The following is a 23,774-nucleotide window of genomic DNA, read 5'->3' on the forward strand; positions in this document are numbered from 1 at the left end:
AGCTGGAGCCATGACTTCTCCTGCGCCCGTGGTGCTCGTTTTCCTTGACCCCGCGTTCCCGGACGGCCGGCTGGCCGACGCTTCGCAGCCCCAGCTGATGGCCACGGACCAGGGCGCCACCCGCGGGGACGGCGTCTTCGAATCGATGCTTGCGGTGGGCGGCACGGTGCGGAAGCTGCCGGCGCATCTGGACCGGCTCGGCGGGTCCGCGGCCGCCCTGGACCTGGTGATCCCGGCGCAGGATGCGTGGCGGGCGGCGATCACCACGGGCGTCGCCGAGCACCGCACGCAGCACCCCGCGCCGTCGCCCGCCGAGGACGAGTTGGTGGTGAAACTCGTGGTCACCCGCGGCCCGGAAGGCGCAGAGTCCCCCACGTGCTGGGTTCAGGTCTCCCCGGTAGGCGCCCTGGGACGCCGCCAGCGCGAAACAGGTATCGACGTCATCCTCCTGGACCGCGGCTACAACAGCGACGTAGCTGAGCGTGCCCCGTGGCTGCTGCTCGGCGCCAAGACCCTGTCCTATGCCACGAACATGGCCGCCCTGCGGTACGCCCACAAACAGGGCGCCGACGACGTCATCTTCACCTCCTCCGACGGCCGGGTCCTGGAAGGCCCCACGTCCACTGTGCTGCTGGCACATCTGGAAACCTCCGACGACGGCGCCGGCGCCACCCGGACGGTGCGCCGCCTCATCACACCGCAACTGGACAGCGGGATCCTCCCCGGGACTTCCCAGGGTGCGCTTTTTGCGGCGGCCAAGGCAGCCGGCTGGGAGCTCGGCTACGGGCCGTTGGAGCCTCGGGACCTGCTGGACGCCGACGCCGTGTGGCTGATTTCCAGCATCAGGCTACTCGCGCCGGTGAACCACATCGACGGCAAGGAAATCGGGACGCCTGCTGTGCAGAAGCAGCTGACGGCCGAACTCAACGCATTGTTTGCCGGGATCCAGTAGTTTCCGGAATTTTGCAGTTTCCCGGATCCCGTAGTTTTCCGAAGTCCAGCAGTTTTCCGAAGTCCAGCAGGGAGGCCTTAAGCCATGGTGGTTCACAGTGCGGGGATCCTGCTGTACCGGCAGGGAGCGGACGGGCTGGAAGTGTGGATAGCGCACATGGGCGGACCGTTCTGGGCCCGCAAACAAACCCAGTCCTGGTCGGTTCCCAAGGGCGAGTACCTTCCCGACGAGGAACCACTGCTGGCCGCGCTGCGCGAGTTTGCCGAAGAAATCGGCACGCCGCCGCCAGCTGTGCCCTACTTTGAGCTAGGCGCGTTCAGGCAACCGTCGGGAAAGATCATCACAGTGTTCGCCGCGGAGTCTGACTTCCAGCCCGAACGGATAGTGAGCAACACGTTCCCGCTGGAGTGGCCCAAAGGATCCGGCATCATCCAGGACTTTCCCGAGGTGGACGATGCCCGGTGGGTAACGGAATCCGAGGCCCGCGGCAAGCTGGTCAAGGGCCAGCTACCCCTCCTGGACGCCCTGCTGGAGCATGTTGGATTGCCCTGAGTCGACCTGCCAAGGCCCGGGCCTGGGGGTTGAAGTGTGGCAATACCCTGTTGGTCCGTCCCGCAGGTCCGTATGGTTTGGTGCATGAACTCTTACGCGCAGCCGATCAACAAACTGACATTTGACGAATGCTGGGAACTACTGGCCGACGACACCCTGGGGCGGCTGGCCCTTGTAGTGGACGGCCATCCGGAGATCTTTCCGGTCAACTACGTCCTGGACCGCAGGAGCATCGTCTTCCGCAGCGCCGGTGGCTCCAAACTGTGGGGCGCCCAGGCGGACCGTCCCGCGGCGCTGGAGATCGATGGATACGATCCCCGCACGGAGGTGGCCTGGAGTGTGGTGGCGCGCGGAGACACCGAAGTGATCGAGGCCCAGGCTGACAAGGACGCCGTCGACGCCCTGCATCTGGAGCCCTGGCAGTCCGGACCTAAGAATTACTACATCAGGCTAACCCCACTTGCACTGACCGGCCGCCGCTTCCAGGTCACCAAACCGGATGTCTGGAACACCCGGTTGTCGGACCGCCGTCGTGCTTCCTTCGAATAGCGCGGGAGAGCTTATAGACAGCGAAGCCCCCGCTCCGCTCGTCCCGGGGGTCCGGATCCGGCTGCTGCGGCGGAGCGATGCGGCCGGCCTGAGTAAGGCCTACCTCCGGAACCGCCAGCACCTGGCTGCGTGGGAACCGGAGCGGGACGAAGCCTTTTTCACTCCCAGGCATCAGCTGGACATCATCCGGGCCAAGCTCGCCCAGCATTCCGTGGGCCAGGAAGTTCCGTGGGTGCTGGTGAACCGCGACGATCCCGCGTACATCGTCGGCGCCGTCACCCTTACTGGCATCGTCCGCGGGCCGTTCCTCAACGCCAACCTCGGGTACTGGGTTGATTCCAGCCTCAACCGGCGGGGCATCGGAGCTGCCGCGGTCCGCTTCGCCACGGACCATGCCCGGACAGAACTGGGCCTCCACCGGGTCCAGGCGGCAACGCTGCTCCACAATGAGCCCTCACGCAAGATCCTCAAACGCGCCGGGTTTCGGGAAATCGGCGTGGCGCCGGAGTACCTGAAGATCGCCGGCCGCTGGCAGGACCACCTGCTCCACCAACTGCTCCTCCACGGCTGACGCGATCGCGGCCGAATCCACAGCGCCTGCGCGACCTCACCGGCCCTCACGGTTCGCCTAAGCTGGCCTCAAGAACTCTTGAATCCGCAACCGAAAGGCAGACCATGAGCAACGACGCCCACATCCCCGTCATCCTGGGCGGCGCACGGACCCCCTTCGGCAAGTTCCGCGGCAGCCTCTCCGGGCTCACCTCCAGCGAACTGGGTGCCCACGCCATCAGGAACGCACTGGAACGGTCCGGCGTGGCGCCGGAACAGATCCAGGCAGTCATCGTGGGCCAGGTTATCCAGGCGGGCGCTGGCCAGGGACCCGCCCGGCAGGCCAGCCTCGCCGCCGGCATCGGTTGGGATGTGCCCACCGTGACCATCAACAAACTGTGCTTGTCCGGCCTGACTGCTGTGATTGATGCCGCCCGCATGATCCGCGCCGGCGAGGCTGATTTCATTGTGGCGGCGGGCCAGGAGTCCATGACCAACGCCCCGCACCTGCTCCCCCGGCTTCGCGGCGGCGTGGCCATCGGTGATGCGCCGCTGCTGGATTCGCTGAACTTTGACGGCCTGCAGGACCCCGTCTCAGGTGAACTGATGGGCTCCGCCACGGACGCCGGGAACGCCCGCCTGGGCATCAGCCGCGAGGACCAGGACGCCGTCGCCGCCCTTTCGCACCAGCGGGCGGAGGCCGCCCGGGCGGCCGGCATCCTGGCTGAGGAGATCGCTCCGGTGGAGGTCCCGCAGCGCCGGGGACCCGCCGTCGTGATTGATGCCGACGAAGGCATCCGCGCCGGCACAACCATCGAGACGCTGGCGGCACTGAAGCCCGCCTTCTCCAAGGATCCGGCGGCCACCATCACCGCCGGTTCCGCCTCCCCGCTGTCAGACGGCGCCGCCGCAGTGGTAGTGGCCAGCAAGGCAGCTGCGGAAGCGGCCGGCCTCAGCTGGATCGCGGAAATCGGCAGCCACGGCCAGACCGCCGGACCGGACGGATCCCTGCATTCCCAGCCGTCCCGCGCCATCGAGCGAGCCCTGAAACTCGAAGGGCTGACCATTGACGACGTGGACCTCATTGAGATCAACGAAGCCTTCGCCTCGGTGGTGCTGCAGTCCGCCACGGACCTGGGGATCGACGCGGACAGGATCAACGCCGACGGCGGCGCCATCGCCCTGGGCCACCCGGTGGGCGCCTCGGGGGCCCGTCTGGTCCTGCATCAGGCACTCGCGCTGAACCGGCGCGGCGGCGGGACAGGCGTGGTTGCCTTGTGCGGCGGCGGCGGCCAGGGCGACGCCCTGATCCTCAAAGCCTGACGCCAGGTTCAGGCTCCGGGTCCACGGATGATCAGCGGCACCAGGCGTTCCGCACACGAAACCCGGACCAGTCCCGCCGGCCCCTGAGCCGCCCGGTTGTTCACTCCGGTGTCGTCGCACCAGTCCAGGTTGTACGGGTAAGCGGTGACCCCGGCCTTCCCGGCAGCCACGCCAGCCGGGACGGTGAACACGAAAGTGAAGCCGCCGTCGTCGGACATGGGAGCGAGCTCTTCCAGCACCGCGGTACCGGTCGCATCCTTGACCGTCACCTGGACCTGTGCGTCGGTGCCGTAGCGGGCATCGCAGGTGGTATCCGGGGCGCTGACGGTGATCTTGTCACCGGGTTTGGCTGCGGCAGGCGAGACGTTAAAGTCCGGCGGCATGCAGGGCGGCGGCGCGAAAATGCTCCGGCAGCTTGTCACCCCCACCAGCACCGGCACAGCGCAGAACGTCACAGCCAAAACGCGTGCCCAGGCACCCGTCAGTGAACGCCCCCGAATGTTCCCCATGACCCGATTGTCCCGTCAGCGCCGGCGTTACGGAAGCACGGCGGGATTACGGAAAGACGCATTGGTTACGGAACATGACGTCGGCGGCAGTGCGGCCGGGCGGGCCGGATGTTACGTTTTTGGGGAGTAATGAGAACCGGCGCCAAGCCCTGACTGGCCGGTCGGCAACCCTCCCTTTCGCGGCGGGGTGCCTCAGGTGAATACTCGGCATATCGACCCATTCGAGCTGCAAGCGTGAAAGAAGGAGTTCCGTCGTGTCTGACGCACCCGCCCCTGAAGAGAAACTGTCGTACCGGCTTGTCACCGGGCCGGATGACAGGTCGTTCTGTGAACGGATTTCGACTGCCCTGGCCGAAGGGTATGTCCTGCACGGCAGCCCGGCCGCAACGTCCAACGGCGGCGTTGTGATTGTTGCGCAGGCACTCATCCTCCCGTCAGCCATCGCCACAGCTGATGCCGCCGTCGCCTCCGCCGTGGACGACCTCGATTTCGACGGCGAGGGCCACGCATGAGCTACGCCGGAGACCTCACCCCGCAGCAGGCCTGGGCCAAACTCGAACAGGGCGCCATCCTGGTGGATGTCCGGACCGAAGGCGAATGGGCCCACATCGGCATCCCGGACACGAAGGCCACGGATAACGATCCCCTGTTCATCCCGTGGACGTTCCCGGGTGGCATCCCGAACCGGGATTTCATCACCGACCTGACGCAGCAGGCCCCGGAGGACGACGGCACTGAACTGGTGTTCCTCTGCCGCTCGGGCCAGCGCTCCATCGCCGCCGCCATCGCCGCGACGCAGGCCGGCTTCACCTCCTACAACGTCCTGGAGGGTTTCGAAGGCGAGCCGGACCGCTACGGCGAGCGCACCGTCAACGGTTGGAAGAACCGCGGCCTGCCCACCAACCTGGGAATAGCCAAATGACTTTCAACCCTGACGCCGCCGGCTGGAGCGCCGAGACGCAGGCGGTCCGCGGAGGGCTGGACCGCACCAACTTCCAGGAGACCACCGAACCGGTGTTCCTGAACTCGGGCTTCGTCTACGAGTCCGCTGCCGCCGCCGAGCGCGCCTTCACCGGCGAGGACGAACGCTTCGTCTACTCCCGGTACGGCAACCCGTCCGTGGCCACATTCCAGGAACGCCTCCGCCTGCTTGAGGGCACCGAGGCGTGCTTTGCCACGGCGTCGGGCATGTCAGCTGTGTTCACCGCACTGGGCGCCCTGCTGGCGGCCGGGGACCGGGTGGTTGCCGCGCGCTCGCTGTTCGGCTCCTGCTTTGTGATCCTGAACGAGATCCTGCCGCGCTGGGGCGTGGAAACCGTATTTGTTGACGGCCCGGACTTGGACCAGTGGCGGGACGCCCTGTCGGAGCCCACCACCGCAGTGTTCTTCGAATCGCCGTCCAACCCGATGCAGGAAATCGTGGACATCGCCGCGGTCAGCGAGCTGGCTCACGCCGCCGGAGCCACCGTCGTCGTCGACAATGTCTTTGCCACTCCCCTGCTGCAGCGCTGCGGCCAACTGGGCGCGGACGTGATTGTGTACTCCGGCACGAAGCACATCGACGGCCAGGGACGCGTCCTGGGCGGCGCCATCCTGGGCACCAAGGAATTCATCGACGGCCCGGTCAAGCAGCTCATGCGGCACACGGGCCCGGCTCTCTCCGCGTTCAACGCCTGGGTGCTCACCAAGGGCCTGGAGACCATGGCGCTGCGCGTCAACCACTCCTCCACGTCCGCACTGCGGATCGCCGAATGGCTCGAGCAGCAGCCTGCCGTCAGCTGGGTCAGGTATCCGCTGCTGAAGTCACACCCGCAATACGAGCTCGCCGCCAAGCAGATGAAGGCCGGCGGCACCGTCCTCACGTTGGAACTTGCGACGACGGGTGGCCGCTCGGGCAAGGACGCCGCCTTTGCGCTGCTGGACACCTTGCGGATCATCGACATCTCCAACAACCTGGGCGACGCCAAGTCCCTCATCACCCATCCGGCCACCACCACGCACCGCGCCATGGGTCCCGAGGGCCGCGCAGCCATCGGGCTCAGCGACGGCGTGGTGCGGCTGTCCGTGGGCCTGGAGGACGTGGACGACCTCATCGGCGACCTGGAGCAGGCCCTGAAGCACATCTAGGTCTGGTTGGCCTGGTTCTGATTGGGCTGCTGCGCGATGATGCCTGGATAGTGGCGGCCCTCCCGGTGGCTTCCGGCGCAGTCCATCGCGGGGTGCTTCGAGGAGAGGCGATCCTGGGAGCGTCATTCCCGGCAGAGTTCAGCCAGTACCGCTTGTCCGTTCCCCGGTACCTGCCTCGTCTTCGCCCTGGATCGCGAGCCGGACGGCCACTTCATCCCCGTCGCTGATGCCCGCCGCGTCCCGGACGGCCTTCTTGACGGGCAACAGGTAGGAGCCGCTTTTGCTGTCCGGAAAGACCGAGGTCTGCCAGGTGCAGCCGAAGATTTCCGCCGTGACTCTGACCGAGCCGAAGCCCTTCCGGAACACCGTGGCCTCCTCCCGGAGGTCGTCGGCGACCTCCACCGGGAGCGTCAGGAAGTGCCAGCCGGATTCGTCGGGATAGCGCCACAGTTCGGCCCGGAATGAGTACGACGACGTCACGGCCTGAGTATGGCATGACGCGTTGCCGGACGCATCCCCTGCCGGGGCCGGGCCAGGCGAATAACGCGTGAGGCAAACAGCCGCTTAGGCGCCCGGCTGGCGCAGCTCCCGGGAGGCCGTCTCCCGGACGGCGTCGGTCAGCTGGTTGAGCACCGGGGAGTCGATCTTCCAGCGCTGCCAGTACAAGGACACGTCAACGGGGCTCGCGGAGGCCAGCTCCACGAGGGCGCCGCTGTGGAGGTCTGCCAGGCACTGTTGCTCCGGCAGCAGCCCCCATCCCAGTCCGAGCCGGATGGCCTGGGCGAACTCGGCCGACGACGGCACATAGTGCCGCGGTGCGGTCAGTTCAGCGCCGGTCATCGTGCGGAAGAACCCGTCCTGCAGGTCATCCTTGCGGTCGAAGTCCACCACCGGGGCCTGGCTCCCGGCAACAAGTTCCGGCCCGTCGGGCCACCAGCGCCGGAGGTAGCCGGGGCTTGCCACCGCCCGGTACCGCAGGGAACCCAGCGGTTCCACGCTGCAGCCCTGGACCGGTTCCGGCGTTGCGGTAACTGCGGCCATCACCGATCCCGTCCGCAGGAGCCGGGTGGAATGCTGCTCATCCTCCCTGCGGAGTTCGAAGCACGCGCCGAGGTCCGGCGGAAGACTTGCCAGCGCAGGCATGAACCAGGTGGAGAGTGAGTCCGCGTTCACCACCAAGGGGATGGGCGCCGTCGGGCGGTCCCGGCTCCCGCCGAGCTCCTGCTGGGCGTCCCATTCGAGTTGCCGGACCTGCCGGGCGAACCGCAGGATGGCTTCTCCGGCGGTGGTGGGGCGGACGGGGTTGGTGCGCTGCAACAGGATCTGGCCGGCCGCGTCCTCCATCGCCTTGAGCCGCTGGGAAATGGCCGACGGCGTGACGTACAGGCTGCGGGCCGCCGCCTCGAGCGTCCCCTCGTCCACGACGGCCGCGAAGGTCCGGAGCTGCTCGAACTGGAACATCTTCATTAGCTTTCCTTAATAGAGCTAAGAATAATTAGCTGGAGTAATCCTACGTCCGCCCGTACGTTGGAGGATATGGATCTGACTGCACTTCTAGGCCCCGCCGCGCTGGGCTTCGGCACAGGCCTCGCCCTCATCGTGGCCATCGGCAGCCAGAACGCCTTTGTCCTCCGGCAGGGCATCCGCGGCGAGCATGTGGCCGCCGTCGTCCTGGTCTGCAGCGTCTCCGATGCCCTGCTCATCGCGGCGGGCATCGCCGGCGTAGGGGCGCTGCTCCAGTCGAGTCCCGTGATCGTCGACGTGGTCAGGTTTGCCGGCGCCGCCTTCCTGGTGGGCTACGGCGTGATGGCGGCGCGCCGGGCGGTTCGTCCTGGAGCACTAACGGCGTCGGGGCGGCAGCCCGCCGTCGGCCTCGGCGCCGCCCTCAGCACGGTACTGGCCCTGACGTGGCTCAACCCGCATGTCTACCTGGACACCGTGCTGCTGCTCGGATCGGTGGCCAACCAGCAGGCACAGGATTTGCGCTGGTGGTTCGGGGCGGAGCCATCGCCGCCAGCATCGCCTGGTTCAGTGCGCTGGGATTCGGGGCCAGGGTCCTCCGGCCGTTCTTCGCGCGGCCCTCCTCGTGGCGCATCCTGGACGGACTGGTCGCTGCGGTCATGCTCACGCTGGGTGTGCGCCTGGCTGTCGGTGCGTGACGTCGTCGTTTCTTGGCGCGAACGGACACTTGGGGCCCGTCACAGCGCAAGAACAGGGCCATACCTGCCCGTTCGCGCAAAGCCTCGGGGAGAACTCAGGACAGGCGCACGCGCAGCAGCTCCGGGACCTCGTCCGCCTCACCCAACCCGGAGGTGCCGCGCATCGTGACACGCACGGCGTGGGCAACCACGGCCCCCAGCCCGCCGTCGTCGGGCGCCGATTCTTCCATCACCGCGTCCCGCACCCTGCGCTGTTCGGTGGAGCCCGTGCCGCGGGCAATGATGTCCTCGATGCCCTGCCGGGCCAGGGAAAGTTCGCCCTGCTCGGCGAGGACCGGAGCCAGATAATCCACCAAGGATCGCACCACGTCGACGGCCGGCGCCGGCCTGAACGTGCCAAAATCCAGCAACTCACCGTTCAGGCCACTGCTGCTCGCCTGCCATGCCGCCATCCGCAGCAGCACCGTGGGCACCGGGGCCGGCTCCACGCCGTCGCGCCATTCACGGCTGGCCGATTCGACCAAGGCCCGCACCAGCACCGCGATCAGGGCAGCGTCCTCGGCGCGGAGGCAGACGTCGGCCACCCGGACCTCAACCGTGGGGTGGTTCCGGGACAGTCGGGCGTCAAAGTAGATCATGCCTTCATCCAGCAGCACGCCACTGTCCAGCAGACGCGTGACCACCCTCCGATATGCGGAGTACGTGCTGAAAATGGCCGAAGGGCCGGACATAGGCCAGCGGTTCCAGGCCTGGGTTCGGTAGCTCTCGAACCCTGTGGGCATCCCGTTCCAGAACGGCGAATTTGCGCTCACTGCCGTGAGCACTGCCAGCTTGTCCCGGATCCTGTCCAGCACTGCCACGCCCTCGTCATTGGATTCGATGAACGTGTGGACGTGGAAGCCGCAGGTCAGCTGCTCCTGCGCGGTCAGGCCGAAGCGTTCCAGCATCCGGACATAGCGGGCGTCCGGAGTGGTGTGGCTCGCAAGGCCAAACGGAGAAGTGGCCAGCGCGGCGACCCTGGCACCGTTCTTGATGGCCGCCTGGTCCGCAAGCAGCCGGCCGGCCCGGATCTGCTGCAGCAGTTCTGCGTACTCGAGGCAGGGACGGGTCTGGGTCTCGATCTGCTCAAGCTTCAGCTCGGCAGTCAGGCCAGTCCAGTCGTCGTGAGCGGTTTTTTCCTTGGCTGCCAGCGCATAGGGACGTTCCGGGGCGTCGTCGGCTGCCATCCGGCGGCCGGACAACATCGCATCCGCGAGGGCAAGCGGCTCCCCCGTGTCCGGATCAACGATCAGGAGCTCTTCCTCGACGCCGAATGTTCGCATTCTTATATTGTGCTGCAACGCCCGCCAGGTTGACCCGGTATAGCCGATCATAACGAAGCGCGAACCGGCTGAACCAGCTGCTGCAAGCAGCCTAAACCCCGGCGTTGCTCCGACTACTTGAATTTGCCCGCCTCTAGGGGTCGTTATCTGCCAGTTCGCGCCAGGCGGAGGGCCGCAAGTGTACGTTCGCGTTAGTCCTGGAAGTACTCCACCTTGGCGCCGATGGTGTTGAGCCGTTCCGCCAGGTCTTCGTAGCCGCGCTCGATCACGTAGATGTTCCGCAGCTCCGAAACACCCCGCGCCGCGAGCATGGCCAGCAAAAGGCAGGCGGCGGGGCGGAGCGCCGGCGGGCAGCCCACTTCGGCGGCCCGCCACTTCGTGGGGCCGTTGACGTAGATCCGGTGCGGGTCCAGCAGCTGCACCTGGGCGCCGAGCCGGTTGAGTTCGGTGAGGTAGATGGCCCGGTTCTCGTAGACCCAGTCGTGGATCATGGTCTGGCCGTGGGCGTTGGCGGCGATGACCGCGAAAAACGGCAGGTTGTCGATGTTCAGGCCAGGGAACGGCATCGGGTGGATTTTGTCCTCGGGCGCCCGCAGCTCGGACGGTTTGGTGGTCACGTCCACCAGCCGGGTGCGGCCGTTGCGCGCCACGTACTCGCCGGAAATCTCCAGCTTCTGGCCCATCTGTTCCAGCGTGGCCAGTTCGATCTCCATGAACTCGATGGGGACGCGGCGGATGGTCACCTCTGAGTTGGTGACAATCCCGGCGGTGATGAGGCTCATGGCCTCGATGGGGTCCTCGGACGGGAAATACTCAATGTCGACGTCGATGAGCGGCTGCCCGGTGATCTTCAGTGTGGTGGTGCCCACGCCGTCGATCTTCACGCCCAGCATCTCGAGGTAGAAGCAGAGGTCCTGGACCATGTAGTTGGGGCTGGCGTTGCGGATGACGGTGGTGCCGCGGCGGTGCGCCGCTGCCATGATCGCGTTCTCGGTGACAGTGTCCCCGCGTTCGGTCAGCACAAAGGACCGGTCGTGGGTGTCCGGCGGCGGAGCCTGCACGGCGTAGAAACCGGCAGTCGCCTCCACGGAGAGCCCGAACTGGCGCAACGCCTGCATGTGCGGCTCCACGGTGCGGGTGCCCAGATCGCAACCGCCGGCATACGGCAGGCGGTATTCCGCGGATTCGTCAAGAAGCGGGCCCAGGAGCATAATCACGCTGCGGGTGCGGCGCGCCGCGTCCACATCCATGGCCTTGAGGTCCAGGACGGCGGGGCGGCGGAGCTGGAGATCGGTGTCGTTAAGCCACGTGCACTCGACGCCGATGCTGGTCAGGACCTCCACGATCCGGTTGACCTCTTCGATCCGGGCGAGGCGGCGCAGCACGGTGGTGCCGCGGTTGATCAGGCTGGCGCACAGCAGCGCCACACCGGCGTTTTTGCTGCTGTTGACATCCACCGCCCCGGAAAGCGTGCGGCCGCCTTCGATCCGCAGGTGCGTCATCTGCGGTTTGCCCACTTTGACGATGCTGCGGTCGAGAATGGCTTCGAGCCGCTGGATCATTTTCAGGCTCAGGTTCTGCTTGCCCTGCTCCATCCGGGCGACGGCGCTTTGGCTGGTTCCCAGCGCTGACGCGAGCTGACCTTGGGTCCAGCCCTTCTCGGTCCGGGCGTCCCTGAGTGTGGCGGCAACGTGCTCGGCAGTTCGCTGGATCATAGATAAAAAATATCACAAATGAGCTATTTTGTGGGATCTGAATCGGAGTGGCGGCTGAAATCCCCGCAAATACCCGATTCATGAGATAGCCGCTCCTTGATGCTTGTCCTTGACCCGCCACTCGCTCGGCGGGAGACTGAAACATCGGGTTTATTACGATAAACGGAAGAATGCCCTGCAGGAGGCCTGCCATGTATGGGAATGCGGCCACAGCATCCCATGCTTTAGCGTGTGCCATCTTGTGCCTGCTCATGGCCCTTTGCGGGATTATCGTGGCGCCGGCGTCCGTGGCCGCCCCTTCACCGGGCGAGGGCGCCGAGCAAGCACTGGGCAACGATGTCTCGTGGCCTCAGTGCAACAAGGCGCTTCCCGCCGCTCCAGCTTTCGGGATCGTGGGCGTCAACAATGGCCTGGCCAGCACCAGTAACCCCTGCCTCGCCGAACTGCTCCGCTGGGCCGAAGCCATCACGGTGAACCCGACCGAACAGCCGTCCGTGGCCCTTTACGTCAACACCGCCAACCCCGGGCACGCAGGCTCCTGGTGGCCGACCAGTAACAACTACCCCGCAGCCAACGCTGTATCCAACCCCTACGGCACCTGCAAGGACAAGGACGTTGCCCCGGCGTGCGCATACATGTACGGCTACGCCAAGGCGTACGACGACGCCCACATCCGCGGCATCAGCAGCCCCTCGGACTACCTGTGGTGGCTCGATGTTGAAACAGGTAACAGCTGGTCCCCCGACAAGAATGCCAACCGTGCCGTCCTAGAAGGTATGACCGACTTTTTTCACAGCATCGGCGCCGACGTCGGCATTTACTCCTCGGCCTATCAATGGGGACAGATCGTGGGCAGCGTCAGCAGCTCCAGCAACCTTTATGCCCTGCCCAGCTGGCTGGCAGGCGCCCGCACGGCCTTCGGAGCCACGGCCAACTGCTCGAATGCGCCGCTAACCCCCGGCGGCACGGTCACCCTGACCCAGTTCGTCTCCAGGGGCTTCGACTACGATCACTCGTGCATTTAGCAGGCACAGCGCGCCGTAGCCAGAATCCAGAAGCATGGCCCGCCCGGACTAGCGCCAGACGAAGTTCCAGGTCCCCATCCCAGCCGCGGCAACCACGGCGGCCGCCGCGATCAGCACACCGCCCGCCAGCACCCAGGCGTCCAGCGGCGAGTACGTGGATTCCCGCGCCCACGTCCGCTGCCCGGTGCCGAAACCGCGCGCTTCCATGGTGATGGCCAGCCGGGACGCCCGGCGGATGGCCTGGACCAGGAGCCCGAAGCTCTGCCCGAGGGTGGCCCGCAGCCGTTGCAGCGGGCTGCCCTGCGAGCCCACGCCGCGGGCCCGCCGCGCCATGCCGATGGTCTGCCATTCCTCGGCCATGAGTCCCACCAGGCGCATCGCGGCCAGCGTGCCGAGGACAAACCGGTGCGGCAGCCGGGCCTTCTGGGCCAGCGCATCGGCGAGGTCGGTGGGGTCCGTGCAGGTCATAAGCAGGATCGCCGGGAGGGCAATCGCGAGGCCGCGCAGCATAAAACCGATTCCCAGCTGAAGGGAACCCTCGCTGATCGACCAGATCCCGACGTCGAGCAGTACAGCGCCGCTGTCCGCCGCGACGATCGCCGTGCTCCAGCCGCCCAGGGCTGCCGCGATGATGAGCGGCCAGCCGCGCTGCCACAGCAGGCGCAGGGTGAGGCCGGCCAGCGGAAAGAGCGCCAGCTCGGCCGCAAGCGCCACCGAGGCGGACACCCAGTCGATGGAGAGCGCCAGCACCAGGGTGATGAGGAAGACGACGGCGAACTTGGCCAGCGGGTTGGCGCGCGTCAGCAGCGCGTGGTTGCCGCGGAGGGTCAGGGCATCCCTCATGCCGCACCTGCTTCCTGGCGGGCGCCGCCGCGCGAGGCCGGGCCGAGCCGCAGTCCGGCCCCGCCCAGGACTGCGCTGAATTCCTGGTCGTGGGTCACGGAAACCACGGAGGTCCCGGCGTCGAGCAGTTCTGAGAGGAACGAGGCGAGCTCGGCCCAGGTGTTGGCATCCTGGCCGAACGTCGGCTCGTCGAGGACCAGCACACGAGGGTGGGCCGCGAGGACAGTGGCCACCGAGAGGCGCCGCTTTTCGCCTCCCGAGAGCGTGTATGGATTGGCGTCCACCAGGTGCGTCAGGCGCAGCCGTTCCAGCAGCTCATCCACCCGCTCCTCGCCATGCCCCAGGTGCCGCGGGCCGAACATCAGCTCGTCCAGCACGCGGCCGGTCACGAACTGGTGCTCAGGCTCCTGGAACACGGTTCCGATGCGGGAAATCAGCTGGTTGGCTTTCCATTTGAAGGGATCGATCCCGGCCCCCTCGGAAAGCTCGACGGCGGCGGACACCTTCCCCGCCACCGGCGCCAGAAGCCCGGCGAGCGTCAGCGCAAACGTTGACTTGCCGGCGCCGTTGGGCCCCGTGACGGTGAGTGCCTGGCCGGAACGGACCTGGGCCGTGATGCCCAGCTGCACCGGTACGGGCGGGATGGTCCGGAAGCCGCGGCGCCGCGGACGCTCGCGGGAGACGGCCAGGTCCTCGGCCGCCAGCAGCAGGTCACCTGAGCCTGCGGACACGCGGCGGCGGGTTGCCGGAACATAGCCCGGCACCCAGACGCCTGCGCCGATCAGCATGTCCCGTGCCTCCGCGAGCACCTGGTCCGGCGGCCCGTCCAGCAGGACTGCGGACGTAGCGGAGGAAGCAGCGGAACCCGCTGCCGAGCCCGGCTGCAGCACCACAATCCGGTCCACCAGGTCCTTCCAGACGGACACGCGGTGTTCCACCACAACGAGGGTGGCACCGGTTTTGTCCAGGCAGCGGCCCACGGCGTCGCGGACTTCCAGCACGCCGGCGGGATCCAGGTTCGCGGTGGGCTCATCCAGCAGGATCAGCCCGGGCCGCATCGCGAGGATCCCGGCCAGCGCCAGACGCTGCTTCTGCCCGCCGGACAGGGCCGACGTCGGGTGGTCCAGCGGGAGCCGGCCCGCACCAGCGCCGCCGTCGGCGTTCAAACCGGAGCCCGCACCAGCGCCGTCGCTGGCGTTCAAACCGCCGCCCCCGGCACTCCGCAGCCCGACGTCGTCGAGCGCTTCATGGACGCGCCGCCAGATCTCGTCCCGTGGAACGGCGAGGTTCTCGGCGCCGAAGGCGACGTCGTCACCCAGGCGCGACAGAACAACCTGCGTTTCCGGATCCTGCTGCATCAGGCCCGAGCGGCCGCGTTGCCCGCGGGGCACCACACCGTCGATCAGCAGCGAACCGGTTTCGTCGGCGTCGTCCTCTTCATCCCCCAGCACCCCTGCGAGCGCGTGCAGCAGCGTTGACTTGCCCGCGCCCGACGGGCCCAGCAGCAGCACCCGCTCGCCGGGAGCGATGTCGAGGTCGAGCCCCCGGACGGCGGGGGCGGAACGTCCGGCATGCCGCCAGCCCCAGGCACGGGCGGACACCGCGGCGGGTCGTACTCCGTAAGCGCCGGCGTCGGAAGCGGTCATCAGTTGAAGACGGGCTCCGACGCTGCCTTCCGGGACGCGAACGAGCTCAGCACACCGGTCCTGGCCAGGCCGCGGGTGGCGATCCAGGACAGCGCGCCCGCAATCACCGCGCCGGAGATGGTGCAGAACACGATGTACGCGAGCTTGTCGCCGGGCTCGTAGGCGATGTTCCAGCCCCACGGCAGGAACGAGTCATTGAGGCCGCAGAACAGGCCCGCGCCGGCACCGGCCAGCAGCGCGGCGATGAGGTTGTACTTCTGGTGCAGGAAGGACTTGAACCGGAAGTTGCCGTACACCAGCAGGAAGAACACCAGCTCGGCGCCCAGGCCCTGGAGGAGTCCGGAGATCAGCACGGTGGCGCCGTACTGCGAGCCCATGATGAGTTCGCCGGTGGCGGCCACCGCTTCGCAGAAGAGCGCCGCGCCGGGTTTGCGGATGATGAGCATGCCCAGCACTGCCGGGATCATCCAGCCGCCGGCGATCAGGCCGGTCAGCGGGGGGTAAACGGCGTTCATGGGGGCGGAGACGATGCCGGCGCCCTGGGACCAGGCCCAGAAGATCACGCCGCCGGTGATGGCGATGAGTGCCGCCACCACGATGTCCACAACGCGCCAGGTATTGCCGGGTTTTTTGATTGCTGCAGTTGTCATTTTGGTCCTCCTGAGGAACAGGAGGGGAAAGTGCCCCGGCGTGCGGCGCTGCCGCCGTTTCCGGACACTTCGAGAACTCGACTCCCTTGCGCCGGTACTAACCGGATCAGGTTCGAGGGTCTGCGGCTGTCCGCACTCTCAGCGCCCACCTGCGGTTCCCTGGCAATGCCAGTGATGTCCGACGGCGGCGCTCCCCTGTCGTAAATAAATCTGCCCTGATGGGCGTGCTCCAGTTTACACCGCGGGCGGGGTAGATTGTGGGCCATGACTGCCAACAACCCGACTGTGACTGCGTTCAATCCTGATTCGACGGTGCCCCAGCCGGCGGGGCTGCTTGAGGCCCTGATTGCCCGGGTCGAAGCCGAGATCAACGAGCTGCAGTTTCCGCATTTCAGCAAGGACGACTCCCTCAACCTCGGGCTGCTCCTGGTGGAGCTGGGCAAATCGCGCCGGCTGCCTATCGCGATCGACATCACCAAGGGCGAGCAGGTCCTTTTCCATGTTGCCCTGGACGGCGCCACCCCCGACAACGAGCACTGGATCCGGGCCAAGCAGCGCACCGCCGCCAGGTATGAGATCCCGTCGCTGCTGGTGGGCCTGCGCGGCAGGCTGCACGGCGGCCGGATCGAGGACCACGGCTGGTTCGACGAGTCCACCTACGCCCCGCACGGCGGCTGCTTCCCGGTCTACGTCGCCGGTGTGGGTGCAGTGGCCACGGTGACGGTCTCGGGCCTGCCACAGCAGCAGGACCACGATCTGGTGGTGGAAGCCCTGCGGGAGATTCTGGAGTCCATGCAGCCGGGTTAGGCTAAAGGAAGTCCCGGATCCGCTCACAAGGAGTTCAACGAATGAACCTGTTCATCAAGCTGCTCGGCACTGCAATCAGCATCGGCGCCGGGTTCGTCGGCACCAAGGTGGTCAATACCGTGTGGGAAAAGTCCACCGGCCGGAAGCCTCCCACCGGCAAGGACGAAGACACTCCCACCACCCTGCGCTCGGCCCTGACGTTCGCGCTCATTTCGGCCTCGGTCAGCACCATCATCCAGGTGCTCGCCAACCGCGGCACCCAGCGGGCCATCACCCGCTTCGCCAAGTCCCAGGACATCGTCTAACCGCACCACCAGCCCCTGAGTTCTTGTCCAGATAATCGGTTCAGACCGGCCGAGATACCCGATTATCTGGACAAAAACTCACACGGGACGCTGGGGCTGCGCGTGTCGCTCAGTCCCGCCGGCCGCCGTCGGACGCTTCATCCCTGGACGATTCATCCCGGGCCGATTGGGCCGCCTTCTGAACCACGGCTTCGAGTTCATCGGAGCTGAGCAGCTCACGGTGCAGGTGTTTGGTCCGGTAACCGGCGCGGCCCACCATATGGGCGGAAACCGGCACCGTCAGCAGCTGGAAAATCCAGGCCACCAGCAGCACCGGCCACACCCACCAGGTGCGCAGCTGCAGGCCGATGGCCGCCAGGAGCAGGAACAGCCCCAGCACCTGCGGCTTGGTGGCCGCGTGCATCCGGCTCAGCAGGTCCGGGAAGCGGAGCAGGCCCACGGCGGCGGCGAGCGACATGAGGGCACCCACCACCAGGAACACCGCCGACACGGCATCGATGACGTTATCAACCACGCTGGCCTCGGGATTCATTGGCTTGCTCCCGCCGGTCGGCCACGTAGCGCGCCACGGTCACCGACCCGATGAAGCCGACCACGGACAGCGCCACCAGCAGCATCAGGTTGTTCAGGTGCCGGTTGACGGCCATGTCGATGCACAGGGCCGCACCGAGGATCGCGAGCAGTACGTCGGAGGCCAGCACCCTGTCCAGCAGCGACGGGCCGCGGGAGATCCTGATGATGGCTCCCGCCGCTGCCAGCGAAAGAATGACTGCGGTGACAGCCAGGACGGTCTGCATCATGCTGCGGCCTCCTGCCGGATTGCTTCGAGTTCCTCGCGGGTGCCCATGATCCTGATCAGGCCCGCTTCGATGGAGCGGACTTCCTTGCGCAGGCTTTCCACTTCTTCCGGGCTGCTGACATTGAGCGCGTGGAGGTACAGGGTGGACGTTGACCGGTCCACTTCCACCACCAGCGAGCCCGGGATCAGCGAAATCACGTGTCCGGTGGCGGTGACCATCAGATCCTGGTGGCTCCGCAACGGCACCGCGACGACGGCGTTGATGACCCGCGGGCCGCGGACAGCCGCCAAGTACATCACCTCAACGCTGGCTGCCGCCACCCTGCCCAGGAAACGCAGGGCAAATGGCACTGCATAAAGAATGTTGAACCTGCCGCTGAGTTCCACCGGCGGCAGGTAGAAGATCCGGGCCACGAGCACGGCCAGCAACGCGCCGAAGAGCAGGTTGCCGGGGCTGAAGTCCTGCCACAGGGCGCCCCAGACAATCACCAGCCATACCAGCAGGGGCAGTTCCTGGCGGAGGGAAATCCGGCGGCGGCTCATTTGCCCCCACCGTCTTTCAGGGCCAGCGGGGGAACGTCCGTGTCCTCGCCCAGCACGGCCTGGATGTAGGCGGACCGGTCCAGCATTTCGTGGGCGGCCTGGTCCGAGACAGTGAACAACGGGCCCGCAAAAACAGTGAGTGACACGCCCAGGACCACCAGGCCCAGGGTTGACCCCACCATGGTGCGGGGCAGCAGCGTGACGTTTTTGCGGCCGGCCCGGCTGCCGGTATCCGAATCCTTGGGCTCGGCCAGCAGGACGGGGTCCGGGTGCTCGGCGTCCGAGGGCTTGCGCCAGAAGGCGCGGTTCCAGACCCTCGCAACGGCCAGCAGCGTCAGGAGGCTGGTGACCACGCCGCCGACCACCAGGGCGTAGGCCAGGGGCGTGCCCAGTTCGATGCCCGCCTGGATGAGCCCCACTTTCCCCAGGAAACCGGAGAACGGCGGGATCCCGGCCAGGTTCATGGCGGGGATAAAGAACAGCAGGGCCAGCATGGGTGACAGCTTGGCGAGGCCTGCCAGCCGGTCCACGGAGGAGCTGCCGCCGCGGCGTTCGATCAGGCCCGTAACCAGGAAGAGGCTGGTCTGGATGGTGATGTGGTGGGCCACGTAGAACACGGCGGCGCCCAGCCCGGCCACCGAGGACATCGCCAGGCCGAACACCATGTAGCCGATGTGGCTGACCAGGGTGAAGGACAACAGACGTTTGATGTCGCTCTGGGCCAAGGCGCCGAGGATTCCCACCACCATCGTCAGCAGCGCCGCCACCATCAGCGGAGTGTTCAGGCTGTCCCCGGGGAAGAGCAGGGTCTCCGTGCGCACCATCGCGTAGACGCCCACTTTGGTCAGCAGGCCGGCGAACACGGCGGTGACCGGCGCGGGCGCCGTGGGGTAGGAGTCAGGCAGCCAGAACGACAGCGGGAACACGGCCGCCTTGATACCGAAGGCCACCAGGAGCAGCACGTGCAGCAGGGTCCGGGTTCCCTCGTCCAGGTCCGCGAGCTTGATGGCGAGGTCGGCCATGTTCACGGTTCCGGTGGCGCCATAGACCATGGCGATGGAGATCAGGAACAGCACCGAAGACACTACGGAGACCACCACGTAGGTGACGCCGGCGCGGATGCGGGGGCCGGTCCCGCCCAGTGTCATCAGCACATAGCTTGCCGTCAGCAGGATCTCGAAGCCGACGTACAGGTTGAACAGGTCCCCGGACAGGAACGCGTTAGAGACCCCGGCCACCAGGATCAGGTAGGTGGGGTGGAAGATCGACACCGGCGCGTCCTGGTCGCCGTCGGCCATGCCCTGCCCCGTGGCGTAGACCAACACAGCGAGGCTAATGGCCGACGACACCACGAGCATGAGGGACGAGAACTGGTCCACCACCATGGTGATGCCCCACGGCGGCAGCCAGCCACCGATGGTCACGGCGGCCGTTCCGCCGTCCCACACGGAGGCCAGCAGCAGGCACTCCAGCAGGAGGGTCAGGGACAGCACGCCGATGCTGACCGCGCGCTGGGCACGGGAGTGCCGGATCAGCAGGAAGGCCAGGGCGGCACCGAGGATGGGAAGTACGACGGCGAGCGGGGCAAAGCTTGCGATGTTCACTTCACACCTCCTTCGGGACCAGGGGTTACGTTCCGCGAGCCGGGTTGCTCTTCGGCGGCGGCATCCGCGGCAGGAATCTTCTTGGCACCGGCCGTGACGGAACCCCCGGCCCCTTCCGGGCCGTCCGCAGCCGCTGGGTGGTCCGAGACCGTGCTCCCGTCGCCGCCAAGCATGGTCAGGGGAAACTCGGAAGTCTCGGCCGGGATCGGGGCGTCGTCCTCCGCGTCGAAGCGGGGGGTCTCGGCGACCCGGAGGTCCTCGACGTCGTCCTGGATCTCGTCCTGGCGGGCCAGGACCCACGTGCGGTAGATGATGCCGAGCATAAAGGCCGTCACGGCGAAGGAGATCACGATCGACGTGAGGATCAGGGCCTGTGGCAGCGGGTCCGCGTACTCATGCGCGCCGGTGTCCTTGTTGTACAGGGGTGCCAGGCCGGCATAGCCGCCGGTGGCCAGGATCAACAGGTTAGTGGCGTTCGCCAGCAGCATCAGCCCGAGCAGGACACGGGTGAGGCTGCGTTCCAGGATCAGGTAGATGCCGCACGCATACAGGGCACCCATCACGGTCAGCAGGGTCAGGTTGACGCTCATCCTCGGCCCCTCGCAGTGGTTTCGGCGGGGACGCCCACGGGTTCCCGCACCTGGGCAGTCGCAGGGGCGTCGTCGTCTGGCGAGTCCTCGGCGGGCGCAGTTCTCTGCTCTTCAAAGTGTTCATCGATCTCGGAGCCCAGGCTGCGGAGGACGTCCAGCACCAGGCCGATCACCACAATGTAGACGCCGATGTCGAAGATGGTGGACGTAACGAACTTGATGTCCCCGAACACCGGCAGCCAGAGTTCGATGATGGCGGTCTGGAATACCTGGCCGCCCAGCAGCAGTGGCACCACACCGGACGCCGCCGCAGTGGCGAGCCCGATCCCCAGCAGCGTTCCGGCGCCGACGGGCGTGGCCTCGCGCAGTTCGAACCGGCCGCCGGCCAGGTAGCGGATGGCCAGGGCAAGTCCGGCAGTCAGGCCGCCGGCGAAGCCGCCGCCGGGCAGGTTGTGGCCGGCCAGGAGGAGGTAGAGCGAGAAGATGATCAGGGAGTGGAAGATCAGCCGCGTGACCACTTCAAAGATGATGGAACGCCGTTCCGGTGCCAGGGTGCGCCCCGCCACGATCCAGGCATCCCGGGCGGAGGCGGCGAATTTGCGGCTGATGGCCAGGGCCGCGGCTTCCCGCGACCCGGGATCCACTGCGACCTGGCGGCCGACGCTGCCCTCGGCAATAGTTGCAGAGACCCTGGTCCGGTCGCCGCGGCCGCGGACGAAGATGAGGCTGGCAACACCTGTGGCGGCCAGTGCAAGGACGGATATTTCACCGAAAGTGTCCCAGGCGCGGATGTCCACCAGAGTCACGTTGACGATGTTCAGCCCGCCGCCGCCTTCATAGGCAAGGCGCGGGAATTCCAGGGACACGGGGACGGCCACCCGGGCGCCCATGGCGTGGATGGCGGCGAAGACCATGGTGACGCCGAACGCCGCCCCGATGATCACGCGGACCACCCGGTACTTGCCGCCGGTGCGGTCACGGAGTTCCGCGGGCAGGCTTCGCATGGCCAGGACAAAGGCCACCAGGATGATGGTTTCCACAAGCATCTGCGTGAGGGCCAGGTCCGGCGCGCCCTGGAGCGCGAACATCAGGGCAATCCCGTATCCGGTGACGGACACCATCAGCACGGCGAGGAACCGTTTGTTGGCCTTGACCGCGGCCAGCGCGCCGATCACAATTCCCGCCCCGACCACGGGCTGCAGCGGCGAGTAGGGATCGATGAAGTACAGGTTGTCCGGCAGCGGCTTGCCCGCCAGCACCATCGCGGTCAGCGGCAGCGCAAACGCCATCGTGAGGATCACGGCGAGGTAGAAGTACAGGGAACCACGCTGCGTGCGGCCCGTAATCCAGACCGCGGTGTCGTCCAGGGCGCCGATGGTGAGCTGGTACATGCGGTCGCCGTCGATCCAGCCGGGAACGCGGGACTGCGCGCGGGCCACCAGGTTCCGTCCGAAGTACATCGCCAGGCCGAGGGCAAACGTGAGGGCGGTCAGTCCCAGGGCGGGGGTGAAACCGTGCCACAGCGCAAGGTGGCCGGCCTGCTCGGCCGGTGTGCCGGCGTCGGACGCGGTGGAGGCGAACAGCGCGGCGTAGGGCTGGACCCAGGCGTCCACTGACGCCGGCCAGAGGCCGTAGACGATGCTGAGGACGCTGAGGACGGCCGGGGCTGCCAGGAAGGAAGGCTTGACCGCCTTGAACGTTGTCCGCTCAATCCCGGGCTTCACCGCGAACGCTCCCCAGATAAAGCGCGCACTGTAGGCGAACGTGAGAACGGACCCGAGGACGATGCCCACGAGCACCACCAGGCTCCAGGCCTCGCCGCCGGAAGCGTGGTGGACAAAGGCTTCCAGCACTGATTCCTTGGCCACAAATCCGGCGAGCAGCGGGACGCCTGCCATCGAGGCGGCACCGATGCCGGCCACTATTCCGAGCGCGCGGGACTGCCCGAACACGCCGGACAGCTGGCGCACATCGCGGGTCCCGGCCTGGTGGTCGATGATGCCCACCACCAGGAACAGGGTGGCCTTGAACAGTCCGTGGGCCAGGAGCATCGCGAGGCCGGCGAGGGCCGCATCCGGAGTGCCCAGCCCCACCACCATGGTCAGGAACCCCAGCTGGCTGACGGTGCCGTAAGCCAGGATGAGTTTGATGTCGGTCTGCCGGAGCGCCCGGTAGCCGCCAACCAGCATGGTGGCAAGTCCCAGCCCCAGCACAATGGACTGCCAGTAGGCGGTGTCGGAAAATCCCGGGGCGAGCCGCGCCACCAGGTAGATCCCGGCCTTCACCATCGCCGCGGCGTGGAGGTACGCGCTCACCGGGGTTGGCGCTGCCATGGCTCCGGGAAGCCAGAAGTGGAAGGGAACCAGCGCGGACTTGCTGATGGCGCCCACCAGGATAAGTACGACGGCGGCGGCGACGATTGCTCCGGAAGGTCCGCTGATCAGCGTGGGAGCCTGAGCCAGGATCGCCGAAATCCTGTACGTGCCGGCGCTGTGGCCCAGCATGATCAGGCCTACCAGCATGGCCAGCCCGCCCGCGGTGGTGACCATCAGTGCCTGCAGCGCCGAACGCCGGGCCGCCAGCCTGGTGCGGGCGAAGCCGATCAGCAGGTAGGACAGGATGGTGGTGAGTTCCCAGAAGATGAACATCAGCAGAAGATCGTCAGCGATCACCAGGCCGAACATTACTCCCGCGAAGGCGAGGAACTGGGCGCCGAAGCCTCCGAGATCCTGGTCCTTGAGGCTGAAGTACCGGGCGCAATAGACGAGCACCAAGGCGCCGACGCCCAGGATCAGGAGCGACATCACCCAGGCAAGGGGATCGAGCCGGAAGGCGAACTCAAGATCCAGCCCGGGAATCCACGGGATAACCTCCGAGACCGCGCCGGCGTCCGAGTACACGGCGCCGTGCTGGAACAGCAGCCAGACAAAGGACGCTGCGGGCGCAGCCGCCAGCGCGTAGAACGCGTTGCGACCCCAGGCCCTGAAGAGAAACGGCGCCACGGCAGCCACCGCAAAGTGCACGGCAAGGACTGTGATCACTGGTATCTCCGCAACGTCAGGGATTCGATTGTCAAAAGTTAGGGCAGGCGGTCATTCGTCAGGTTCGGTGGCCACAGTTTATCAAGGCACCACTGGCACTTTTCCCGCCCCGGATCGCGGTACCTGCAATCTCCCCGGTGTCCGGCGTACTATCACCGCGATGT

25 protein-coding genes, 1 pseudogene and 2 riboswitches are annotated in these 23,774 nt (G+C 66.9%); of the genes and pseudogenes, 12 read left to right on the forward strand and 14 right to left on the reverse strand.

From position 1 onward, the window contains the following. Window positions 1-10: 10 nt before the first annotated feature. From NIBR502772_RS00795 to NIBR502772_RS00815, 5 genes are all read left to right on the forward strand, one after another. Complete coding sequence (locus tag NIBR502772_RS00795; RefSeq protein ID WP_141138679.1) at window positions 11-952, forward strand: aminodeoxychorismate lyase; 942 nt, start codon at window positions 11-13, stop codon at window positions 950-952. 84 nt (window positions 953-1,036) lie between these two features. Beyond that, window positions 1,037-1,504, forward strand: a complete 468-nt coding sequence (locus NIBR502772_RS00800; protein ID WP_141138680.1) for an NUDIX domain-containing protein — start codon at window positions 1,037-1,039, stop codon at window positions 1,502-1,504. Between the two features lie 84 nt (window positions 1,505-1,588). Beyond that, window positions 1,589-2,053 carry a pyridoxamine 5'-phosphate oxidase family protein gene (locus tag NIBR502772_RS00805; RefSeq protein ID WP_141138681.1) on the forward strand — a complete coding sequence of 155 codons (465 nt, stop codon included), beginning with the start codon at window positions 1,589-1,591 and terminating at the stop codon, window positions 2,051-2,053. Continuing rightward, window positions 2,037-2,624 (forward strand): GNAT family N-acetyltransferase, encoded by a 588-nt coding sequence (locus NIBR502772_RS00810; RefSeq protein ID WP_371706745.1) that lies wholly within the window; start codon window positions 2,037-2,039, stop codon window positions 2,622-2,624. Before NIBR502772_RS00805 ends, NIBR502772_RS00810 begins: the two co-directional genes overlap by 17 nt. Window positions 2,625-2,728: 104 nt before the next feature. Continuing rightward, window positions 2,729-3,925, forward strand: coding sequence for an acetyl-CoA C-acetyltransferase (locus NIBR502772_RS00815; RefSeq protein ID WP_058930874.1), 1,197 nt, complete (start codon window positions 2,729-2,731; stop codon window positions 3,923-3,925). Between the two features lie 8 nt (window positions 3,926-3,933). Here NIBR502772_RS00815 and NIBR502772_RS22665 read toward each other — a convergent pair whose 3' ends face one another. Beyond that, on the reverse strand, window positions 3,934-4,434 hold the full coding sequence (locus NIBR502772_RS22665) for a hypothetical protein (protein WP_246848649.1): 501 nt from the start codon (window positions 4,432-4,434) through the stop codon (window positions 3,934-3,936). 125 nt (window positions 4,435-4,559) lie between these two features. Then, window positions 4,560-4,675: riboswitch (SAM riboswitch) on the forward strand. Window positions 4,676-4,688: 13 nt separating this feature from the next. On the opposite strand from NIBR502772_RS22665, the gene NIBR502772_RS00825 reads away from it, so the two are divergent. From NIBR502772_RS00825 to NIBR502772_RS00835, 3 genes are read left to right on the forward strand one after another with little or no spacing between them, the layout of a single operon-like run. Further along, window positions 4,689-4,946, forward strand: a complete 258-nt coding sequence (locus NIBR502772_RS00825) for a DUF1737 domain-containing protein (protein WP_056341324.1) — start codon at window positions 4,689-4,691, stop codon at window positions 4,944-4,946. Continuing rightward, window positions 4,943-5,356 (forward strand): rhodanese-like domain-containing protein, encoded by a 414-nt coding sequence (locus tag NIBR502772_RS00830; protein ID WP_104063251.1) that lies wholly within the window; start codon window positions 4,943-4,945, stop codon window positions 5,354-5,356. Before NIBR502772_RS00825 ends, NIBR502772_RS00830 begins: the two co-directional genes overlap by 4 nt. Next, complete coding sequence (locus NIBR502772_RS00835) at window positions 5,353-6,561, forward strand: O-succinylhomoserine sulfhydrylase (RefSeq protein ID WP_141138683.1); 1,209 nt, start codon at window positions 5,353-5,355, stop codon at window positions 6,559-6,561. Before NIBR502772_RS00830 ends, NIBR502772_RS00835 begins: the two co-directional genes overlap by 4 nt. A gap of 138 nt (window positions 6,562-6,699) precedes the next feature. Here NIBR502772_RS00835 and NIBR502772_RS00840 read toward each other — a convergent pair whose 3' ends face one another. Continuing rightward, complete coding sequence (locus NIBR502772_RS00840) at window positions 6,700-7,041, reverse strand: DUF1905 domain-containing protein (protein ID WP_141138684.1); 342 nt, start codon at window positions 7,039-7,041, stop codon at window positions 6,700-6,702. Between the two features lie 84 nt (window positions 7,042-7,125). Continuing rightward, window positions 7,126-8,028 (reverse strand): LysR family transcriptional regulator ArgP, encoded by a 903-nt coding sequence (locus tag NIBR502772_RS00845; protein ID WP_210412363.1) that lies wholly within the window; start codon window positions 8,026-8,028, stop codon window positions 7,126-7,128. Between the two features lie 69 nt (window positions 8,029-8,097). On the opposite strand from NIBR502772_RS00845, the pseudogene NIBR502772_RS00850 reads away from it, so the two are divergent. After that, window positions 8,098-8,720: pseudogene (locus tag NIBR502772_RS00850) on the forward strand (LysE/ArgO family amino acid transporter). Between the two features lie 95 nt (window positions 8,721-8,815). Here NIBR502772_RS00850 and NIBR502772_RS00855 read toward each other — a convergent pair. Both NIBR502772_RS00855 and NIBR502772_RS00860 read right to left on the reverse strand, forming a co-directional pair. Then, complete coding sequence (locus NIBR502772_RS00855; RefSeq protein ID WP_141138685.1) at window positions 8,816-10,042, reverse strand: glutamate--cysteine ligase; 1,227 nt, start codon at window positions 10,040-10,042, stop codon at window positions 8,816-8,818. A gap of 191 nt (window positions 10,043-10,233) precedes the next feature. Beyond that, complete coding sequence (locus tag NIBR502772_RS00860) at window positions 10,234-11,757, reverse strand: UDP-N-acetylglucosamine 1-carboxyvinyltransferase (protein ID WP_141138686.1); 1,524 nt, start codon at window positions 11,755-11,757, stop codon at window positions 10,234-10,236. Between the two features lie 287 nt (window positions 11,758-12,044). On the opposite strand from NIBR502772_RS00860, the gene NIBR502772_RS00865 reads away from it, so the two are divergent. Continuing rightward, complete coding sequence (locus tag NIBR502772_RS00865) at window positions 12,045-12,782, forward strand: hypothetical protein (protein WP_371706746.1); 738 nt, start codon at window positions 12,045-12,047, stop codon at window positions 12,780-12,782. A gap of 48 nt (window positions 12,783-12,830) precedes the next feature. On the opposite strand, the gene NIBR502772_RS00870 is transcribed toward NIBR502772_RS00865, so the two are convergent. From NIBR502772_RS00870 to NIBR502772_RS00880, 3 genes are read right to left on the reverse strand one after another with little or no spacing between them, the layout of a single operon-like run. Then, the gene (locus NIBR502772_RS00870; RefSeq protein WP_141138688.1) at window positions 12,831-13,625 is read right to left on the reverse strand and encodes an energy-coupling factor transporter transmembrane protein EcfT; all 795 of its coding nucleotides are present in this window, start codon (window positions 13,623-13,625) and stop codon (window positions 12,831-12,833) included. Then, window positions 13,622-15,271, reverse strand: coding sequence for an ABC transporter ATP-binding protein (locus tag NIBR502772_RS00875; RefSeq protein WP_141138689.1), 1,650 nt, complete (start codon window positions 15,269-15,271; stop codon window positions 13,622-13,624). The genes NIBR502772_RS00870 and NIBR502772_RS00875 overlap by 4 nt, the downstream gene beginning before the upstream one ends. Then, the gene (locus tag NIBR502772_RS00880) at window positions 15,271-15,921 is read right to left on the reverse strand and encodes an ECF transporter S component (protein ID WP_141138690.1); all 651 of its coding nucleotides are present in this window, start codon (window positions 15,919-15,921) and stop codon (window positions 15,271-15,273) included. The genes NIBR502772_RS00875 and NIBR502772_RS00880 overlap by 1 nt, the downstream gene beginning before the upstream one ends. A 65-nt stretch (window positions 15,922-15,986) precedes the next feature. Then, a riboswitch (TPP riboswitch) is annotated at window positions 15,987-16,128 on the reverse strand. 57 nt (window positions 16,129-16,185) lie between these two features. On the opposite strand from NIBR502772_RS00880, the gene NIBR502772_RS00885 reads away from it, so the two are divergent. Continuing rightward, entirely contained in the window at window positions 16,186-16,728 is a 543-nt protein-coding gene (locus NIBR502772_RS00885; protein ID WP_141138691.1) for a heme-degrading domain-containing protein, read from the forward strand. 41 nt (window positions 16,729-16,769) lie between these two features. After that, window positions 16,770-17,033: a DUF4235 domain-containing protein gene (locus NIBR502772_RS00890; protein ID WP_104063261.1), complete on the forward strand. Its 264-nt coding sequence runs from the start codon at window positions 16,770-16,772 to the stop codon at window positions 17,031-17,033. A gap of 109 nt (window positions 17,034-17,142) precedes the next feature. On the opposite strand, the gene mnhG is transcribed toward NIBR502772_RS00890, so the two are convergent. The 6 genes from mnhG to NIBR502772_RS00920 are packed head-to-tail and all read right to left on the reverse strand — an operon-like array spanning window position 17,143 to window position 23,610. Beyond that, on the reverse strand, window positions 17,143-17,565 hold the full coding sequence (gene mnhG / locus NIBR502772_RS00895; RefSeq protein ID WP_141138692.1) for a monovalent cation/H(+) antiporter subunit G: 423 nt from the start codon (window positions 17,563-17,565) through the stop codon (window positions 17,143-17,145). Then, the gene (locus tag NIBR502772_RS00900; protein ID WP_141138693.1) at window positions 17,540-17,833 is read right to left on the reverse strand and encodes a monovalent cation/H+ antiporter complex subunit F; all 294 of its coding nucleotides are present in this window, start codon (window positions 17,831-17,833) and stop codon (window positions 17,540-17,542) included. Before NIBR502772_RS00900 ends, mnhG begins: the two co-directional genes overlap by 26 nt. Continuing rightward, window positions 17,830-18,375 (reverse strand): Na+/H+ antiporter subunit E, encoded by a 546-nt coding sequence (locus tag NIBR502772_RS00905; protein ID WP_141138694.1) that lies wholly within the window; start codon window positions 18,373-18,375, stop codon window positions 17,830-17,832. The genes NIBR502772_RS00900 and NIBR502772_RS00905 overlap by 4 nt, the downstream gene beginning before the upstream one ends. After that, entirely contained in the window at window positions 18,372-19,979 is a 1,608-nt protein-coding gene (locus NIBR502772_RS00910; protein ID WP_141138695.1) for a Na+/H+ antiporter subunit D, read from the reverse strand. The genes NIBR502772_RS00905 and NIBR502772_RS00910 overlap by 4 nt, the downstream gene beginning before the upstream one ends. After that, window positions 19,976-20,569, reverse strand: a complete 594-nt coding sequence (locus tag NIBR502772_RS00915) for a Na(+)/H(+) antiporter subunit C (protein ID WP_141138696.1) — start codon at window positions 20,567-20,569, stop codon at window positions 19,976-19,978. The genes NIBR502772_RS00910 and NIBR502772_RS00915 overlap by 4 nt, the downstream gene beginning before the upstream one ends. After that, the gene (locus NIBR502772_RS00920) at window positions 20,566-23,610 is read right to left on the reverse strand and encodes a Na+/H+ antiporter subunit A (protein WP_141138697.1); all 3,045 of its coding nucleotides are present in this window, start codon (window positions 23,608-23,610) and stop codon (window positions 20,566-20,568) included. Before NIBR502772_RS00920 ends, NIBR502772_RS00915 begins: the two co-directional genes overlap by 4 nt. Window positions 23,611-23,774: the final 164 nt, after the last annotated feature.

Source organism: Pseudarthrobacter sp. NIBRBAC000502772 (assembly GCF_006517235.1).
GTDB lineage: Bacteria > Actinomycetota > Actinomycetes > Actinomycetales > Micrococcaceae > Arthrobacter.

Bases quoted from the DNA above. Each gene is read 5' to 3' on its own strand.
- NIBR502772_RS00795 (WP_141138679.1), top strand. From the start codon at position 11: ATGACTTCTCCTGCGCCCGTGGTGCTCGTTTTCCTTGACCCCGCGTTC.
- NIBR502772_RS00800 (WP_141138680.1), top strand. From the start codon at position 1,037: ATGGTGGTTCACAGTGCGGGGATCCTGCTGTACCGGCAGGGAGCGGAC.
- NIBR502772_RS00805 (WP_141138681.1), top strand. From the start codon at position 1,589: ATGAACTCTTACGCGCAGCCGATCAACAAACTGACATTTGACGAATGC.
- NIBR502772_RS00815 (WP_058930874.1), top strand. From the start codon at position 2,729: ATGAGCAACGACGCCCACATCCCCGTCATCCTGGGCGGCGCACGGACC.
- NIBR502772_RS22665 (WP_246848649.1), bottom strand. From the start codon at position 4,434: ATGGGGAACATTCGGGGGCGTTCACTGACGGGTGCCTGGGCACGCGTT.
- NIBR502772_RS00830 (WP_104063251.1), top strand. From the start codon at position 4,943: ATGAGCTACGCCGGAGACCTCACCCCGCAGCAGGCCTGGGCCAAACTC.
- NIBR502772_RS00835 (WP_141138683.1), top strand. From the start codon at position 5,353: ATGACTTTCAACCCTGACGCCGCCGGCTGGAGCGCCGAGACGCAGGCG.
- NIBR502772_RS00845 (WP_210412363.1), bottom strand. From the start codon at position 8,028: ATGAAGATGTTCCAGTTCGAGCAGCTCCGGACCTTCGCGGCCGTCGTG.
- NIBR502772_RS00855 (WP_141138685.1), bottom strand. From the start codon at position 10,042: ATGCGAACATTCGGCGTCGAGGAAGAGCTCCTGATCGTTGATCCGGAC.
- NIBR502772_RS00860 (WP_141138686.1), bottom strand. From the start codon at position 11,757: ATGATCCAGCGAACTGCCGAGCACGTTGCCGCCACACTCAGGGACGCC.
- NIBR502772_RS00870 (WP_141138688.1), bottom strand. From the start codon at position 13,625: ATGAGGGATGCCCTGACCCTCCGCGGCAACCACGCGCTGCTGACGCGC.
- NIBR502772_RS00875 (WP_141138689.1), bottom strand. From the start codon at position 15,271: ATGACCGCTTCCGACGCCGGCGCTTACGGAGTACGACCCGCCGCGGTG.
- NIBR502772_RS00880 (WP_141138690.1), bottom strand. From the start codon at position 15,921: ATGACAACTGCAGCAATCAAAAAACCCGGCAATACCTGGCGCGTTGTG.
- NIBR502772_RS00885 (WP_141138691.1), top strand. From the start codon at position 16,186: ATGACTGCCAACAACCCGACTGTGACTGCGTTCAATCCTGATTCGACG.
- NIBR502772_RS00890 (WP_104063261.1), top strand. From the start codon at position 16,770: ATGAACCTGTTCATCAAGCTGCTCGGCACTGCAATCAGCATCGGCGCC.
- mnhG (WP_141138692.1), bottom strand. From the start codon at position 17,565: ATGAATCCCGAGGCCAGCGTGGTTGATAACGTCATCGATGCCGTGTCG.
- NIBR502772_RS00900 (WP_141138693.1), bottom strand. From the start codon at position 17,833: ATGATGCAGACCGTCCTGGCTGTCACCGCAGTCATTCTTTCGCTGGCA.
- NIBR502772_RS00905 (WP_141138694.1), bottom strand. From the start codon at position 18,375: ATGAGCCGCCGCCGGATTTCCCTCCGCCAGGAACTGCCCCTGCTGGTA.
- NIBR502772_RS00915 (WP_141138696.1), bottom strand. From the start codon at position 20,569: ATGAGCGTCAACCTGACCCTGCTGACCGTGATGGGTGCCCTGTATGCG.